The 16,386-nt window shown below is 70.9% G+C and carries 14 protein-coding genes; all 14 read left to right on the plus strand.

Annotated features, from left to right (window positions below; translation table 11 throughout):
* Window positions 1-472: 472 nt before the first annotated feature.
* Window positions 473-1,105, plus strand: a complete 633-nt coding sequence (locus ACFRFC_RS26590) for a septum formation initiator family protein (RefSeq protein ID WP_382692110.1) — start codon at window positions 473-475, stop codon at window positions 1,103-1,105.
* A 5-nt stretch (window positions 1,106-1,110) separates the two neighbouring features.
* Window positions 1,111-3,072 carry a peptidoglycan D,D-transpeptidase FtsI family protein gene (locus ACFRFC_RS26595; protein WP_382692111.1) on the plus strand — a complete coding sequence of 654 codons (1,962 nt, stop codon included), beginning with the start codon at window positions 1,111-1,113 and terminating at the stop codon, window positions 3,070-3,072.
* Window positions 3,073-3,208: 136 nt separating this feature from the next.
* Window positions 3,209-4,984 (plus strand): UDP-N-acetylmuramoyl-L-alanyl-D-glutamate--2,6-diaminopimelate ligase, encoded by a 1,776-nt coding sequence (locus ACFRFC_RS26600; protein ID WP_382692112.1) that lies wholly within the window; start codon window positions 3,209-3,211, stop codon window positions 4,982-4,984.
* A 27-nt stretch (window positions 4,985-5,011) separates the two neighbouring features.
* Window positions 5,012-6,442, plus strand: a complete 1,431-nt coding sequence (murF, locus tag ACFRFC_RS26605) for a UDP-N-acetylmuramoyl-tripeptide--D-alanyl-D-alanine ligase (protein WP_382692113.1) — start codon at window positions 5,012-5,014, stop codon at window positions 6,440-6,442.
* Complete coding sequence (mraY, locus tag ACFRFC_RS26610) at window positions 6,442-7,533, plus strand: phospho-N-acetylmuramoyl-pentapeptide-transferase (RefSeq protein ID WP_382692126.1); 1,092 nt, start codon at window positions 6,442-6,444, stop codon at window positions 7,531-7,533. The genes murF and mraY overlap by 1 nt, the downstream gene beginning before the upstream one ends.
* Window positions 7,515-8,948, plus strand: coding sequence for a UDP-N-acetylmuramoyl-L-alanine--D-glutamate ligase (murD, locus tag ACFRFC_RS26615; protein ID WP_382692114.1), 1,434 nt, complete (start codon window positions 7,515-7,517; stop codon window positions 8,946-8,948). The genes mraY and murD overlap by 19 nt, the downstream gene beginning before the upstream one ends.
* An 87-nt stretch (window positions 8,949-9,035) precedes the next feature.
* The gene (gene ftsW / locus ACFRFC_RS26620; RefSeq protein WP_382692115.1) at window positions 9,036-10,394 is read left to right on the plus strand and encodes a putative lipid II flippase FtsW; all 1,359 of its coding nucleotides are present in this window, start codon (window positions 9,036-9,038) and stop codon (window positions 10,392-10,394) included.
* Window positions 10,395-10,400: 6 nt separating this feature from the next.
* A complete protein-coding gene (gene murG, locus ACFRFC_RS26625; RefSeq protein WP_382692116.1) occupies window positions 10,401-11,498 on the plus strand; it encodes an undecaprenyldiphospho-muramoylpentapeptide beta-N-acetylglucosaminyltransferase in 1,098 nt (365 codons plus the stop codon).
* Between the two features lie 35 nt (window positions 11,499-11,533).
* A complete protein-coding gene (locus ACFRFC_RS26630; protein ID WP_382692117.1) occupies window positions 11,534-12,325 on the plus strand; it encodes a cell division protein FtsQ/DivIB in 792 nt (263 codons plus the stop codon).
* A 276-nt stretch (window positions 12,326-12,601) separates the two neighbouring features.
* Complete coding sequence (gene ftsZ / locus ACFRFC_RS26635) at window positions 12,602-13,792, plus strand: cell division protein FtsZ (protein WP_382692118.1); 1,191 nt, start codon at window positions 12,602-12,604, stop codon at window positions 13,790-13,792.
* Window positions 13,789-14,520, plus strand: a complete 732-nt coding sequence (pgeF, locus tag ACFRFC_RS26640) for a peptidoglycan editing factor PgeF (RefSeq protein WP_382692119.1) — start codon at window positions 13,789-13,791, stop codon at window positions 14,518-14,520. The genes ftsZ and pgeF overlap by 4 nt, the downstream gene beginning before the upstream one ends.
* Window positions 14,521-14,523: 3 nt before the next feature.
* Window positions 14,524-15,243, plus strand: a complete 720-nt coding sequence (locus ACFRFC_RS26645) for a YggS family pyridoxal phosphate-dependent enzyme (RefSeq protein WP_382692120.1) — start codon at window positions 14,524-14,526, stop codon at window positions 15,241-15,243.
* Between the two features lie 129 nt (window positions 15,244-15,372).
* A complete protein-coding gene (locus ACFRFC_RS26650) occupies window positions 15,373-16,014 on the plus strand; it encodes a cell division protein SepF (protein ID WP_382692121.1) in 642 nt (213 codons plus the stop codon).
* 60 nt (window positions 16,015-16,074) lie between these two features.
* Complete coding sequence (locus tag ACFRFC_RS26655) at window positions 16,075-16,359, plus strand: YggT family protein (protein WP_382692122.1); 285 nt, start codon at window positions 16,075-16,077, stop codon at window positions 16,357-16,359.
* Window positions 16,360-16,386 lie beyond the last annotated feature (27 nt).

Raw genomic sequence — 16,386 nt, forward strand, 5'->3', positions numbered from 1 at the left:
CCTGCCTGGCGCGGCGCCCGTCCACAGGCCGGTACGCCGACGTCGACCGGCGCCTCCTCACGGACAGGCACGCCTATGCCGACCCGTATCCCTGCCTGGCGCGGCGCCCGTCCACAGGCCGGTACGCCGACGTCGACCGGCGCCTCCTCACGGACAGGCACGCCTACGCCGACCCGTACCCCCGCCCGGCGCGGCGCCCCTCCACCAGCAAGCCTGCCTACGCCGACCCACGCCCCCGCGCGGACCGGCCCCCGTCCACCCCCGAGCCCGCTTGCCCGGCCCCCCGCTCTCACGCAGCCCGGCATCCCCACACCGACCCCCATCACCTCACCCGCAACCACCCCCCGAACCACCACCCCCCGACCAGCAACCCCCACCCCCCAACCCCGCCCGGCCCCTCCGCCACCCCCCACCTCCCCCCACCCCCTCCGCCAACCCCCGCAGACCGCTGCGCCGACCCCCGGGAGTGCCGGTGAGTGGGAAACCCGAGTTGCGGGGGAGGGCCGCCCGGCTGGCGCGGCTGTTCCCGGCCGGGCGGGCGCAAGCCGCCCGTACCCCGTTCGTGCTGCTGGTCGTCGCGCTGCTCGGCGGTGGGCTGATCGTCCTGCTGGTGCTCAACTCGGCGCTCAGCGAAGGGTCGTTCCGGCTGGCGGACCTCCAGCGGGACACCAAGGCGCTCACCGACGAGCAGCAGGCGCTCCAGCGGGACATCGACGCCTACTCCGCGCCCGAGGCCCTCCAGCGCCGGGCCCGGGAACTGGGCATGGTCCCCGGCGGCGACCCCGCCTTCCTGGGCCCCGACGGCAAGGTCAGGGGCGTTCCCTCACCCGCCGCCGAGACCGCCTCCGCGCGCACCCCGCTCGTGCTCGCCCCCGAGGCCCTGCGCCGGGCGACGGGCAACACGACGGGCACCGCGACGGCCACCACGCCGGGCAGCCAGGCATCGGGCCCCGCAGCCGCCCCTACACCGGGCCCCACCTCCCCGGCGATCCCCGCAGCCCCCCTCACCCCCACCACGGCCCCGGGCGTCCCCACGACACCCCCCGCGAACCCGGCCAAGCCACCCACCCCACCCACCCCACCCACCCCGACCCCCGGCAGGTGACGGAAGTGTCCGACAGGGAAGCGCCGCGACGGCGTGTGCCAGGCCCCGCACGGCCCGACCGTCCCGTGGGGCGGCAGCGACCAGGACCCGGTGCCCGTCCGACGCGACGGCCGGCCGCGCCCCGGCAGGCCCCCCATCCGCGCACCATCCGGCTGGGTAGCCCCCGCCCCCGGCTGCGGCTGGTCGGCGTCGCGCTGACCCTCGTCCTGTCCGCCTTCGTCGTACGGCTGCTCCAGGTGCAGGCCGTCGACGCGAGCACGTACGCCGCCCAGGCGGAGGCAAACCGTTACGTCGGCTATGTGCTGGCCGCCGAGCGCGGCGGGATCACCGACCGCAACGGCGTGGAGCTGGCGACCAGCGTCGACGCGTACGACATCACCGCCGACCCCACGCTGTTCACCCGTGAGCAGCTGAAGATCGACGACGGGCCCGAGCAGGCCGCCGCGCTGCTCGCGCCCATTCTCGGCCAGGACCAGGCGGACATCGCCGAACTGCTGCGGCCGGAGAACAAGGAGCTGCGGTACGTCAAGCTCGCCAGCCGGCAGACTCCGCAGGTCTGGACGCAGATCAAGGACCTGAAGTCGGCGCTGGCCACCAAGGCGGAGACCGACAAGTCCACCGTCAACGTCCTCGCCGGTGTCCTCGCGGTCTCCAGCACCAAACGGGTCTACCCCAACGGCGATCTCGCCGCCGGGATACTGGGCTGGGTCAACGCCGACGGCAAGGGCGGCGGCGGGATCGAGCAGCAGCTCGACGAGACGCTGGCGGGCGAGGACGGCAAGATCCGCTACGCCCAGTCCGGCGGCCTCCAGGTGCCCACCGCGGGTTCCACCGAGACGCCCGCCGTGCCCGGCAGCGATGTCGAGCTGACCATCGACCGGGACATCCAGTGGGCCGCGCAGAACGCCATCTCCGAGCAGGTGGCCGAGTCCGAGGCCGACAGCGGCTACGTGATCGTCCAGGACACCCGCACCGGCGAGATCCTCGCCATGGCCAACTCACCCGGTTTCGACCCCAACGACCTGACCAAGGCCGAGGCCGCGAACCTCGGCAACGCGGCCGTCCAGGACGCCTACGAGCCCGGCTCCACCGCCAAGGTGATGTCCATGGCCGCCGTGCTGGAGGAGAACGTCGCCACCCCGTCCACGCACGTCACCGTGCCCAACCGGCTGCAACGCGGCGACCGGCTCTTCCAGGACGACATCGACCACCCCACCTGGTACCTGACCCTCAACGGCGTGCTCGCCAAGTCCAGCAACATCGGCACCATCCTGGCCACCGGCGAACTCGGCGAGACCCAGACCGAGTCCAACGAGATCCTCTACTCCTACCTCCGCAAGTTCGGCCTGGGCGGCTACACCGGCCTCGGCTTCCCCGGCGAGACCAAGGGCATCCTCGCGCCGCCCGACCAGTGGTCCACCTCGCAGCAGTACACGATTCCTTTCGGCCAGGGCGTGTCCGTCAGCGCGATGCAGGCGGCGTCCGTCTACTCGACCATCGCCAACGGCGGCGTCCGTATCGAACCCACGCTCGTACGCGGCACCGAGGGCCCCGACGGACGCTTCACGCCCGCCGAGGAGCCCGAGGAGACCCGGGTGATCAGCGAGAAGACCGCCGATACGCTCGCCCAGATGCTGGAGTCGGTGGTGGACGACGAGGAGGGCACCGGCACCAAGGCGCGCATCCCCGGCTACCGGGTCGCGGGCAAGACCGGCACCGCCAACCGAGTGGATCCGGCCACCGGCAAGTACAACGGCTACACCTCGTCCTTCGCCGGGTTCGCCCCCGCCGACCAGCCCCGCGTCACCGTCTACTGCGCCATCCAGAACGCCACCGAGGGCAGCTACTTCGGCGGCCAGATCTGCGGCCCCGTCTACAAGGAGGTCATGGAGTTCGCGCTCAAGACCCTCCAGGTCCCCCCGACGGGAACCGACCCGCCGAAACTGCCCGTCACCTTCCAGCCATGAGCACCACCCAGCCCCAGCCTCAGCTCCAGCCTCAGGCTCAGCTCCAGCCCCGGCCTGAGTCCGACCCCGAGTCCGAGCCCCGCCCCTGAGCCGTCCGTGCCACTCGGTACCACCCGGAACCACCAGGAACCACCTCGTGACAACCATCACCCCGGATCCCGGGAACCAGCGCCCGCCCCAAGGACCCCCCGGCCCCTCACTTCGCCCGCAGGCCGGTGGGCCCGGTACGCTCACCGCCGTGCCACACGCTGATCAGTCCCAAACCACCCAGAAGGGCCAACCCGCGACACCTCCGGGGCCGCCCCGACCGGTGCGGGTCTCCGCCACATCCCTCGCGGAACTCGTCGGCCAGCTGGGGATCACCGCGCCCCGGGGCACCGCCCAGGGCGCAGCCAACGACGGCGCGGCCGATGACAATGGCACCACCGGCACCACCGGCACCACCGGCACCACCGACGTCACCGGCACCATCGACGTCACAGGCAGCACAGGCATCACGGGCATCACCCACGACTCCCGTGCCGTCCGCCCCGGCGATCTCTACGTGGCCCGCCCCGGCGCCCGGGTGCACGGCGCCGACTTCGTCACCCAGGCCGCCGGTCTCGGCGCGGCGGCGGTGCTGACCGACCCGGCCGGCGCCGAGCGGGCCCGCGCGACCGGACTGCCGGTCCTGGTGGTCGCCGACCCGGCCGCCGTGATGGGCGAACTGGCCGCCACGATCTATGGCCACCCCGGCCGCGACCTGCTCCAGATCGGCATCACCGGCACCTCCGGCAAGACCACCACGGCCTATCTGATGGAGGGCGGACTGCGCACGGCCCGCGCCACCGGACTGATCGGCACCGTGGAGACCCGGATCGGCGACGAGCGGATCAAGTCCGAGCGGACCACACCCGAAGCCACCGACCTCCAGGCCCTGTTCGCGGTGATGCGCGAGCGCGGGGTGGAGGCGGTCGCCATGGAGGTCTCCAGTCACGCGCTGGTCCTCGGCCGGGTCGACGGCTGTGTCTTCGACATCGCCGTCTTCACCAACCTCAGCCCGGAGCACATGGAGTTCCACTCCGGCATGGAGGACTACTACGGGGCCAAGGCCCGGCTCTTCACTCCGGAGCGCGGCCGGCTCGGTGTCGTCAACCTGGACGACGAGTACGGCCGGCGGCTCGCGCGCGAGGCCGGTGTCCCGGTCCTCACCTACTCCGCCGAGGGCCACCCGGACGCCGACTGGCGGGCCGAGAGCGTCGCCGTGGGCCCGCTGGACTCGACGTTCACCGCGGTGGGCCCGGACGGGGCGCGGATCTCGGCCAGGTCGCCGCTGCCCGGCCCGTTCAACGTCGCCAACACCCTCGCCGCTCTCGTCACCCTGGCCGCCGCGGGCCTCGACCCGCAGACGGCCGCCGACGGCATCGCCGCCGTACCGGGCGTACCGGGCCGGCTGGAGCGGGTGGACGCCGGACAGGACTATCTCGCGGTCGTCGACTACGCGCACAAGACCGACGCCGTCGAGTCGGTGCTCAAGGCGCTGCGCAAGGTCACCAAGGGCCGGGTGCACATCGTGCTCGGCTGCGGCGGCGACCGCGACACCACCAAACGCGTCCCCATGGGCGCCGCCGCGGCCCGGCTCGCCGACACGGCCGTACTGACCTCCGACAACCCCCGTTCCGAGGACCCCCTGGCGATCCTCGCGACCATGCTCCAGGGCGCGGCGTCCGTCCCGGCGCACGAGCGCGGCGAGGTGCTCCTGTTCGAGGACCGCGCCGCCGCCATCGCCGCCGCCGTCGCCCGCGCCCGGCCCGGGGACACCGTGCTGGTCGCGGGCAAGGGCCACGAGCAGGGCCAGGACATCGCCGGGGTGGTACGCCCCTTCGACGACCGTCTGGTGCTGCGCGAGGCCATCCGGAAGACCCAGGGATGAGAATCCACACGACCCAGGGATGAACTTGTGATCGCCCTCTCCCTCGCCGAGATCGCAGCAGTCGTCGGCGGGCAGACGTACGACATACCGGATCCGTCGGTCCGGGTCACCGGGCCGGTGGTCCGGGACTCCCGCGAGGCGGTGCCCGGCAGCCTGTTCGTCGCCTTCGCCGGCGAACGCGTCGACGGACACGACTTCGCCCGGGAGGTGGTGGCGGCGGGTGCCGTCGCCGTCCTGGCCGCCCGGCCGGTCGGGGTGCCCGCGATCGTCGTCGACGATGTGCAGACCGCGCTGGGCGCCCTCGCCCGGCAGGTGGTCTCCCGGCTCGGCGCCACCCTCGTCGCCCTCACCGGCTCGGCCGGCAAGACCAGCACCAAGGACCTGATCGCCCAGGTCCTTGAACGCGCGGCGCCGACCGTGTGGACACCCGGCTCCCTCAACAACGAGATCGGGCTGCCGCTGACCGCGCTCACCGCCACCGAGGAGACCCGTTTCCTGGTCCTGGAGATGGGCGCCCGGGGCATCGGCCACATCCGCTACCTCACCGGTCTGACGCCCCCTCGGATCGGCCTGGTGCTCAACGTCGGCACCGCCCACATCGGCGAGTTCGGCGGCCGTGAGCAGATCGCGCGGGCCAAGGGCGAACTGGTCGAGGCGCTGCCCCCCGCCGAGGAGGGCGGCACGGCGGTCCTGAACGCCGACGACCCCCTCGTACGCGCCATGGCCTCCCGTACGAAGGCCAAGGTGGTCCTCTTCGGAGAGGCCGACGAAGCGGACGTACGGGCCGAGAACGTGCGACTCACGGACAGCGGACGGCCCGCCTTCACCCTTCACACACCCTCCGGGTGCAGCGATGTGACCATGCGCCTGTACGGTGAGCACCACGTGTCGAACGCGCTCGCCACGGCCGCCGTCGCCCATGAGCTGGGCATGTCCGCGCAAGAGATCGCCCTCGCGCTCTCCGAGGCGGGCTCCCTCTCCCGCTGGCGCATGGAGGTCACCGAGCGCCCGGACGGCGTGACGATCGTCAACGACGCCTACAACGCGAACCCCGAGTCCATGCGAGCCGCCCTGCGTGCGCTGGCGGCGATGGGCACTGCCCCACGGGCACGGGGGGGCCGTACGTGGGCGGTGCTCGGCAAGATGGCCGAGCTGGGGGACGAGGCGCTCGCCGAGCACGACGCGGTCGGACGGCTCGCCGTCCGGCTCAACGTCAGCAAGCTCGTCGCGGTCGGGGGCAGGGAAGCGGCCTGGCTGCAACTGGGCGCATATAACGAGGGTTCGTGGGGTGAGGAGTCGGTGCACGTGTCCGACGCACAGGCGGCGATCGACCTGCTGCGCAGTGAGGTGCGCCCGGGGGACATCGTCCTCGTGAAGGCGTCCCGGTCGGTCGGCCTGGAGGGTGTCGCCGAGGCGCTGCTCTCGACGGGTGCCGAGGGTGAGGTTTCCGCCCGATGATGAAGCAGATCCTGTTCGCGGGCGTCATTGGTCTCTTCCTGACGCTGATCGGCACTCCGCTGCTGATCAAACTGCTGGCGCGCAAGGGCTACGGCCAGTACATCCGCGACGACGGCCCGCGCGAGCACGCCAGCAAGCGCGGTACACCGACCATGGGCGGTATCGCCTTTATCTTCGCGACGGTCGCCGCCTATTTCCTGGCCAAGGTGATCACCGGGGCGCTGGACCCGGACGTGGACGCGGCACCGACCTACTCGGGTCTGCTGGTGCTGGGTCTGATGGTCGGCATGGGCATGGTCGGTTTCCTGGACGACTACATCAAGATCGTCAAACGGCGTTCGCTGGGCCTGCGGGCCAAGGCGAAGATGACCGGCCAGCTGCTGGTCGGTATCTCCTTCGCCGTGCTGGCCCTCCAGTTCGCCGACAACCGGGGCAACACCCCGGCGTCCACCAAGCTGTCCTTCATCACGGACTTCGGCTGGACCATCGGCCCGGTGCTGTTCGTGATCTGGGCGCTGTTCATGATTCTCGCGATGTCGAACGGCGTGAATCTGACGGACGGTCTGGACGGCCTGGCCACCGGCGCCTCGGTGCTGGTGTTCGGCGCCTACACGTTCATCGGCGTCTGGCAGTTCCAGGAGTCCTGCGCCAACGCGCAGACCCTGACCAATCCGGGCGCCTGCTACGAGGTGCGCGATCCGCTGGACCTCGCGGTGGTCGCCGCCGCGCTGATGGGTTCCTGCCTCGGCTTCCTGTGGTGGAACACGTCGCCGGCCAAGATCTTCATGGGTGACACCGGTTCGCTGGCGCTCGGCGGTGTGCTGGCCGGTCTCGCGATCTGCTCGCGCACCGAGCTGCTGATGGCCGTCCTGGGCGGTCTGTTCGTCCTCATCACCATGTCGGTGGTCATCCAGGTCGGCTCCTTCCGGCTCACCGGGAAACGGGTCTTCCGGATGGCGCCGCTCCAGCACCACTTCGAACTCAAAGGCTGGTCCGAGGTCCTGGTGGTGGTCCGCTTCTGGATCATCCAGGGCATCTGTGTGATCGTCGGACTGGGCCTCTTCTACGCGGGATGGGCAGCGGATCTGTGACCGACTGGCAGGGCAAGCACGTCACCGTCGCCGGGCTCGGCGTCTCCGGCGTCCCGGCGGCCAAGGTGCTGCACGGACTCGGCGCGAAGGTCACCGTCGTCAACGACGGCGACGACGATCGCGCGCGGGCCCAGGCGGCCGGGCTCACGGCGCTGGGGATCACCGTCCGGCTCGGCGACGGCGCGACCCTGCCGGAGGGCACCGAACTGATCGTCACCGCGCCCGGCTGGCAGCCCGGCAAGCCGCTGTTCACGGCGGCGGCCCAGGCGGGCGTCCCGGTCTGGGGCGATGTCGAACTGGCGTGGCGGCTGCGCGGCCGGGACGGTAGGAAGGCCGCCCCCTGGCTGGCCGTCACCGGCACCAACGGCAAGACCACCACCGTCCAGATGCTCGCCTCGATCCTGAGGGCGGCGGGCCTGCGCACCGCCGCCGTCGGCAACATCGGCGTCTCCCTGCTGGACGCGGTCCTCGCACCGGAGCCGTACGACGTCCTGGCCGTGGAGCTGTCCAGCTATCAGCTGCACTGGGCGCCCTCGCTGCGCGCCCACTCGGCGGCCGTGCTCAACCTCGCCCCCGACCACCTCGACTGGCACGGCTCCATGGCGGCGTACGCGCACGACAAGGGCCGGATCTACGAGGGCAATCGCGTCGCCTGTGTCTACAACCTGGCCGACAAGGCCACCGAGGACCTGGTGCGCGAGGCGGACGTCGAGGAGGGCTGCCGGGCCATCGGCTTCACCCTCGGCGCCCCCGGCCCCTCCCAACTCGGCGTCGTGGACGGCCTCCTGGTCGACCGCGCGTTCGTCGAGAACCGCCACGACAGCGCCCAGGAGCTGGCCGAGGTCTCCGACGTGCGTCCGCCCGCCCCGCACAACATCGCCAACGCCCTCGCCGCCGCGGCCCTGGCCCGCGCCTACGGGGTGCCCGCGACGGCCGTACGGGACGGGCTGCGGGCCTTCACGCCGGACGCGCACCGCATCGCCCATGTCGCCGACGTCGACGGCGTCGCCTACATCGACGACTCCAAGGCGACCAACACCCACGCCGCGGAAGCCTCCTTGGCGGCATATGAACCGATCGTATGGATTGCGGGCGGTCTGGCGAAGGGCGCGACCTTCGATGAACTGGTCGCCAGGTCGGCCCGGCGGCTGCGCGGCGTGGTGCTCATCGGCGCCGATCGCGCGCTCATCCGGGAGGCCCTCGCGCGACACGCCCCGGAAGTACCCGTGGTGGACCTCGACCGGACCGACACTGGGGCGATGCTCCAGGCGGTGACGGAGGCCAGGCGGCTCGCCCGGCCCGGCGACACGGTGCTGCTGGCCCCGGCCTGCGCCTCCATGGACATGTTCACCAACTACAACCAGCGCGGCGACGCGTTCGCGGCGGCCGTCCGCGAACTCGGCGCGGGCGCCTGACGCGGCGGGTCTCGGCCACACAGGGCTTTTCGGGGCCCTTGGAGGAACGGGTGACGCGCATGTGGCTGAGGTCGGGAGGAGCCGGTCATGTCCGGTAGCCGTACGGGTCGCCCTCCGGTGCAGCGGGCCGCCCGGCGCCCTGTCGCCCCCCACCCCCCGCGCGAGAACCCGGTGCGGCGGCTGCACACCCGCGCCCGCCGGGCCTGGGACCGGCCGCTGACCGCGTACTACCTGATCTTCGGCGGCTCGCTGCTGATCATCGTGCTGGGTCTGGTGATGGTCTACTCCGCCTCCCAGATCACCGCCCTCCAGATGTCCCTGCCGGGCTCCTACTTCTTCCGCAAACAGCTGTTGGCGGCGGCCATCGGCGGGGTCCTGCTGCTCGCGGCCGCCCGCATGCCGGTCAAGCTGCACCGGGCGCTCGCCTACCCGATCCTCGCCGGGGCCGTCTTCCTGATGGCGCTGGTGCAGGTGCCCGGGATAGGGGTCGCGGTCAACGGAAACCAGAACTGGATCGCCCTCGGCGGCTCCTTCCAGATCCAGCCCAGCGAGTTCGGCAAGCTCGCGCTGGTGCTGTGGGGCGCCGATCTGCTGGCCCGCAAGCAGGACAAGAAGCTGCTCGCCCAGTGGAAGCACATGCTGGTGCCACTGGTCCCGGTGGCCTTCATGCTGCTCGGGCTGATCATGCTCGGCGGCGACATGGGCACCGCGATCATCCTCTCGGCGATCCTGTTCGGCCTGCTGTGGCTGGCCGGCGCCCCCACCCGGCTGTTCGCCGGGGTGCTGTCGGTCGCCGCGCTGCTCGGGGTGATCCTGATCAAAACCAGCCCCAACCGGATGGCCCGGCTCCAGTGCATCGGCGCCACCGAACCCGGCCCCGGCGACAGCTGCTGGCAGGCCGTCCACGGCATCTACGCGCTGGCCTCCGGCGGACTCTTCGGTTCCGGCCTCGGGGCCAGTGTGGAAAAATGGGGGCAACTCCCCGAGGCCCACACCGACTTCATCTTCGCCGTCACCGGTGAGGAACTGGGTCTGGCGGGGACGCTGTCGGTGCTCGCCCTGTTCGCCGCTCTAGGCTATGCGGGCATTCGCGTGGCCGGCCGCACGGAGGACCACTTCGTCAGGTATGCCGCGGGAGGCGTGACCACCTGGATCACGGCCCAGGCCGTGATCAACATGGGTGCGGTGCTCGGCCTGCTGCCGATCGCCGGAGTCCCGCTCCCGCTGTTCTCCTACGGGGGATCCGCCCTGCTGCCGACCATGTTCGCCATCGGACTCATGATCGCCTTCGCGCGCGAGGAGCCCGGGACGCGGGCGGCGCTTGCCATGCGGCAACCCCGCTTTGGTAAAAAGCGGGCGGGAGGCGCCATGCTGGAGCGGGGGCCTCGGAGATGGAACACGATGCGACGGCGTGCCTCGGCGGCGCGTACGTCCGGAGAGCGGTGAATTTCGGTGCATGTCGTACTCGCCGGTGGGGGGACCGCCGGCCACATCGAGCCCGCGCTCGCCCTCGCGGACGCCCTGCGCAGGCAGGATCCGACCGTGGGCATCACGGCCCTGGGCACGGAGCGCGGGCTGGAGACCCGGCTCGTGCCCGAGCGCGGCTATGAGCTGGCGCTGATCCCGGCGGTCCCGCTGCCGCGCAAACCGACACCCGAGCTGATCACCGTCCCGGGCCGGCTGCGCGGCACGATCAAGGCGGCCGAGCAGATCCTGGAGCGCACCAAGGCGGACGCGGTCGTCGGCTTCGGCGGCTATGTCGCGCTGCCCGGCTATCTCGCCGCCAAGCGGCTCGGGGTGCCGATCGTCATCCACGAGGCGAACGCCCGCCCCGGCCTGGCCAACAAGATCGGCTCGCGCTACGCGGCCCAGGTCGCCGTCTCCACCCCGGACAACAAGCTGCGCGGCGCCCGCTACATCGGCATCCCGCTGCGCCGCGCGATCGCCACCCTGGACCGGGCCGCCGCCCGCCCGGAGGCCCGCGCGCTGTTCGGCCTGGACCCCAACCTGCCCACCCTGCTGGTCTCCGGCGGCTCGCAGGGCGCCCGCCGGCTCAACGAGGTGGTCCAGCAGGTCGCCCCATGGCTCCAGCAGGCCGGGATCCAGATCCTGCACGCGGTCGGCCCGAAGAACGAACTGCCGCAGGTGCAGCAGATGCCGGGAATGCCCCCGTACATCCCGGTAAGTTACGTGGATCGGATGGACCTCGCGTACGCCGCGGCCGACATGATGCTCTGCCGCGCGGGCGCGATGACCGTCGCCGAACTCTCCGCCGTCGGGCTCCCCGCCGCCTACGTCCCGCTGCCCATCGGCAACGGCGAACAGCGGCTGAACGCCCAGCCGGTGGTCAAGGCCGGCGGCGGCCTGCTGGTCGACGACGCGGAACTGACCCCCGACTGGGTGCGGGAGAACGTCCTGCCCGTGCTCGCCGACCCGCACCGGCTGTACGAGATGTCCCGCGCCGCCGGTGAGTTCGGCCGCCGGGACGCCGACGAACTGCTCGTCGGCATGGTGTACGAGGCGATCGCCGCCAGCCGGGCACGCCGCTAGGAACCGGGTGCCCGGGTAGGTGAAAGGCAGGAAGCGTGGCCGGACCGACCACCGCCGAGCGCGGGGAACGCCAGCAGGAGTCGTCCGGCCCGCCGCTCCGGAGACTGAGAGCACTCCGGCTTCGTACGATCATCATTCTCGCCGTCGCCCTCGCGCTGTCGGCCGGGGGCGGACTGTGGGTGCTGTACGGCTCGCAGTGGGCGCGGGTGGAGCGGGTATCCGTCACCGGTGCCCGTGAACTGACGGAGGAGCAGGTCACCGAGGCGGCCGATGTGCCGGTCGGGGAGCCGCTGATCTCCGTCGACACCGAGGCCATCGAGGACCGGCTCAGGCGGGAACTGCCGCGCATCGACACCGTGGACGTGGTCCGTTCCTGGCCGCACGGAATCTCTTTGAAGGTGACCGAGCGCACCGCCGTGCTTCTTGTCGAAAGCGACGGGAAGTTTGTGGAGGTCGATGACGAAGGCGTCCGGTTCGCCACGGTTTCGAAGGCACCGAAAGCAGTTCCGCTGCTGGAATTGACGCTCTCCCGGTCGGGTTCGGCGGCGGCGAGTCTGCGCCGCTTCGACGAGAGCCGGCTGATGCGCGAGGCGGTCCGGGTGGCGGGGTCCGTCCCCGCGGCCGTGGAGCGGGACACACAGGTCGTCAAGGTCCGTTCGTACGACGACATCTCGCTGGAGCTGAGCGGGGAGCGCACGGTCGCGTGGGGAAGCGCGGAGAAAGGGAGCGCGAAGGCGCGTACGCTCACGGCTCTGATGAAAGCGGAGCCGGACGCCCGGCACTTCGACGTGAGTGTTCCCACCGCCCCCGCGTCATCGGCGAGTTGACGCACATCCGCGCAGTTCAGCCCCCTGGTTGGGCAGCGCTACGGCTGATCACATAGGGTGAAAAGAAAAACGGGAGGTTCGGCGTGTTCGTTGAACGGGCGCCACTTGTCGACTTACTGTCCTGTTCAGAAGACTTCAATGAACAGGCACACTGGTAACCCTAAACTTCAGGTTTAGGGTTCGGGTCGGCGATACGGACCGTCCCATTCGGCATCAGTCACCGGAGCGCGAAGACCGCGAGACGGCGACACGTAATCGAGGCGAGAGGCCTTCGACGTGGCAGCACCGCAGAACTACCTCGCAGTCATCAAAGTCATCGGTGTCGGCGGCGGTGGTGTCAATGCCATCAACCGGATGATCGAGGTCGGTCTCAAGGGCGTCGAGTTCATCGCCATCAACACGGACGCGCAGGCGCTGTTGATGAGCGACGCCGACGTCAAGCTCGACGTGGGCCGTGAACTCACCCGCGGACTCGGCGCCGGAGCCAACCCGGCCGTCGGCCGCAAGGCGGCCGAGGACCACCGCGAGGAGATCGAGGAGGTCCTCAAGGGGGCCGACATGGTCTTCGTGACGGCCGGCGAGGGCGGCGGCACGGGCACCGGCGGCGCCCCCGTCGTGGCCAGCATCGCCCGCTCCCTCGGCGCCCTGACCATCGGCGTGGTCACCCGCCCCTTCACCTTCGAGGGCCGCCGCCGGGCCAACCAGGCCGAGGACGGCATCGCCGAACTCCGCGAAGAGGTCGACACCCTCATCGTGATCCCCAACGACCGGCTGCTGTCCATCTCGGACCGCCAGGTATCCGTCCTCGACGCCTTCAAGTCGGCGGACCAGGTGCTGCTCTCCGGCGTCCAGGGCATCACCGATCTGATCACCACACCGGGTCTGATCAACCTTGACTTCGCCGACGTCAAGTCGGTCATGTCCGAGGCCGGTTCGGCCCTGATGGGCATCGGCTCGGCCCGCGGCGACGACCGCGCGGTGGCCGCCGCCGAGATGGCCATCTCCTCGCCGCTGCTGGAGGCGTCCATCGACGGCGCCCGGGGCGTGCTGCTCTCCATCTCCGGCGGCTCCGATCTCGGCCTGTTCGAGATCAACGAGGCCGCCCAGCTGGTCAGCGAGGCCGCCCACCCCGAGGCCAACATCATCTTCGGCGCGGTCATCGACGACGCGCTGGGCGACGAGGTCCGGGTCACCGTGATCGCGGCCGGCTTCGACGGCGGCCAGCCGCCCGCCAAGCGCGACCTCCTCGCCTCGGCCTCCGCCAAGCGCGACGAGCCCACCCCGGTACGGTCCTCCGACAGCCGCCCCTCCTTCGGCTCGCTCGGCAGCGTCAAGCCCAAGGAGGAGCCGGTGCGCGCGCCGGAGCCGGTCGCCGACCACTCCGCCCCGCCGGTCCCGCCGTCGCGGAGCTACTCCGGCACCCCGGCCGAGGAGATCGATCTGGACGTGCCGGACTTCCTGAAGTGATAGGACAGCGCGAGAGCGTGAGCGGCGCGCACTTCGCCTTCACCGACCGGTGGGGCGGGGTGAGCGCCGCTCCGTATGAGGAGCTGAACCTCGGCGGCGCGGTCGGCGACGACCCCGGATCGGTGCGCGTCAACCGCGAGCTGGCCGCCAAGTCGCTGGGGCTCGACCCCGGGGACGTGGTCTGGATGAACCAGGTGCACGGCGACATGGTCGCCGAGGCCGACGGGCCCTGGGGCGAGCGCCCGGTACCCGAGGCCGACGCGCTCGTCACCACCCGGCGGGCGCTGGCCCTCGCGGTGCTGACCGCCGACTGCGTACCCGTCCTGCTGGCCGACCCGGTCGCCGGGGTGGTGGCCGCCGCGCACGCCGGGCGGCCGGGGCTGGTCGCCGGGGTCGTCCCCGCGGTGCTCCGCGCGATGACCGAACGCGGCGCCGAGCCGGGGCGGATCGTCGCCCGCACCGGTCCCGCCGTGTGCGGGCGCTGCTACGAGGTGCCCGAGCCGATGCGCGCCGAGGTCGCCGCGGTGGAACCGGCGGTGCACGCGGTGACGAGCTGGGGCACTCCCGCGGTCGATGTGGCCGCCGGAGTGCACGCGCAACTCGCCCGGCTCGGGGTGTGCGACCGGGAGCACTCGCCGGTGTGCACGCGGGAGTCGGGCGACCACTTCTCGTACCGCCGGGACCGGTCCACGGGCCGGCTCGCGGGCTATGTCTGGCTGGACCGATAGGGCATGACGGACCGTAGGAGCGAACTCGCCGCGAATCTGGCGAGGGTTCAGGAGCGCATCGGCGGCGCGTGTGCCGCGGCCGGGCGCGCACCGGGTGAAGTGACCCTGATCGTGGTCACCAAGACCTATCCGGCGAGCGATGTACGGATCCTGTCGGAACTCGGTGTGCGCGATGTCGCGGAGAACCGCGACCAGGACGCGGCACCCAAGGCCGCGGAATGTTCGGATCTGCCCCTGAAGTGGCACTTTGTCGGACAGCTCCAGACCAACAAGGTGCGCTCGGTGGTCGGTTACGCGGATCTCGTGCAGTCGATCGACCGGTCCCGGCTGGTGACGGCGCTGTCCAAGGAGGCCGTCCGGGCCGGGCGCGAGGTGGGGTGCCTGATCCAGGTGGCCCTCGACGCGGACGCCGGCGGCCGGGGGGAGCGCGGGGGCGTGGCGCCGGAGGGAATCGAAGAGTTGGCCGGTCTCGTCGCCGGAGCGCCGGGACTGCGGCTCGACGGGCTGATGACCGTCGCCCCGCTCACCGGCGCGTACGCGGGGCGGGAACAGGCGGCCTTCGGGCGGTTGATGGATTTGTCGACCGACCTGCGCCGGACCCATCCGGCTGCCACCATGGTCTCGGCAGGGATGAGTGCGGACCTTGAGCAGGCCGTGGCGGCCGGGGCGACACATGTGCGCGTCGGTACGGCGGTACTCGGAGTCCGCCCCAGGCTCGGGTAACGTCGCCAAGAAGTCGGACCACAGCAGAAAATATGGTCATTACCGCCGAAAGGCGGGCGCAACGACCTCGTGGATCGCGGGCACTTGGCAGTCGTCAGTCGATCCACCACAGAGCGGAGGACTCAGAGCATGGCCGGCGCGATGCGCAAGATGGCGGTCTACCTCGGCCTCGTGGAGGACGACGGGTACGACGGCCGGGGCTTCGACCCCGATGACGATTTCGAGCCCGAACTCGACCCGGAGCCCGAGCGTGACCACCGACGGCACGAGCCGTCCCACTCATCCCACTCGGCACATCAGTCCCAAAGGGACGAAGAGGTGCGAATCGTTCAACCCCCCGTGCCTCGTGAGCCGGTGGGCCGATCCGCTTCACTCGCCGCGGAATCCGGGCGTCCGGCGCGTATCGCGCCCGTGGCGTCCATCACACAAGAGCGTCAGTCCATCGAGAAGAACGCACCGGTGATCATGCCCAAGGTCGTGTCGGAACGAGAGCCGTACCGGATCACCACACTCCACCCACGGACCTACAACGAGGCCCGTACTATCGGGGAACACTTCCGTGAGGGCACCCCGGTGATCATGAATCTGACCGAGATGGATGACACAGACGCAAAGCGACTTGTCGACTTTGCGGCCGGTTTGGTGTTTGGTCTTCACGGCAGCATCGAGCGGGTGACGCAGAAGGTATTCCTGTTGTCGCCTGCTAACGTCGATGTCACGGCGGAGGACAAGGCCCGCATCGCAGAGGGCGGGTTCTTCAACCAGAGCTGAGACGCACGACCGGAACAGCGGTACAACAGAGCACGGACTGGGGAGAGGGAAGCACCGAACATGGGCGTGGTCCTGGATGTCATCTACATCGCGCTGATGGTGTTTCTCATCGTGCTGATCTTCCGGCTGGTCATGGACTACGTCTTCCAGTTCGCCCGCTCATGGCAACCCGGCAAGGCGATGGTGGTCCTTCTGGAGGCCACCTACACTGTCACCGATCCACCGCTCAAGCTTCTGCGGCGGGTCATCCCGCCGCTGCGTCTCGGGGGCGTGGCGCTCGACCTGTCCTTCTTCGTACTGATGATCATCGTCTACATCCTGATCTCGATCGTGAGCCGGCTGTGAGCGATGTCAACTACCGTCTTGCCGACT

Origin of the sequence: Streptomyces sp. NPDC056734, from assembly GCF_042790455.1 — a bacterium.
Taxonomy (GTDB): Bacteria; Actinomycetota; Actinomycetes; order Streptomycetales; family Streptomycetaceae; genus Streptomyces.

Excerpts from the sequence above, each read along its gene's own strand:
- ACFRFC_RS26645 (WP_382692120.1), top strand. The coding sequence starts at position 14,524 with ATGACGGACCGTAGGAGCGAACTCGCCGCGAATCTGGCGAGGGTTCAG.
- ACFRFC_RS26655 (WP_382692122.1), top strand. The coding sequence starts at position 16,075 with ATGGGCGTGGTCCTGGATGTCATCTACATCGCGCTGATGGTGTTTCTC.
- mraY (WP_382692126.1), top strand. The coding sequence starts at position 6,442 with ATGAAGCAGATCCTGTTCGCGGGCGTCATTGGTCTCTTCCTGACGCTG.
- murD (WP_382692114.1), top strand. The coding sequence starts at position 7,515 with ATGGGCAGCGGATCTGTGACCGACTGGCAGGGCAAGCACGTCACCGTC.
- ftsW (WP_382692115.1), top strand. The coding sequence starts at position 9,036 with ATGTCCGGTAGCCGTACGGGTCGCCCTCCGGTGCAGCGGGCCGCCCGG.
- ACFRFC_RS26650 (WP_382692121.1), top strand. The coding sequence starts at position 15,373 with ATGGCCGGCGCGATGCGCAAGATGGCGGTCTACCTCGGCCTCGTGGAG.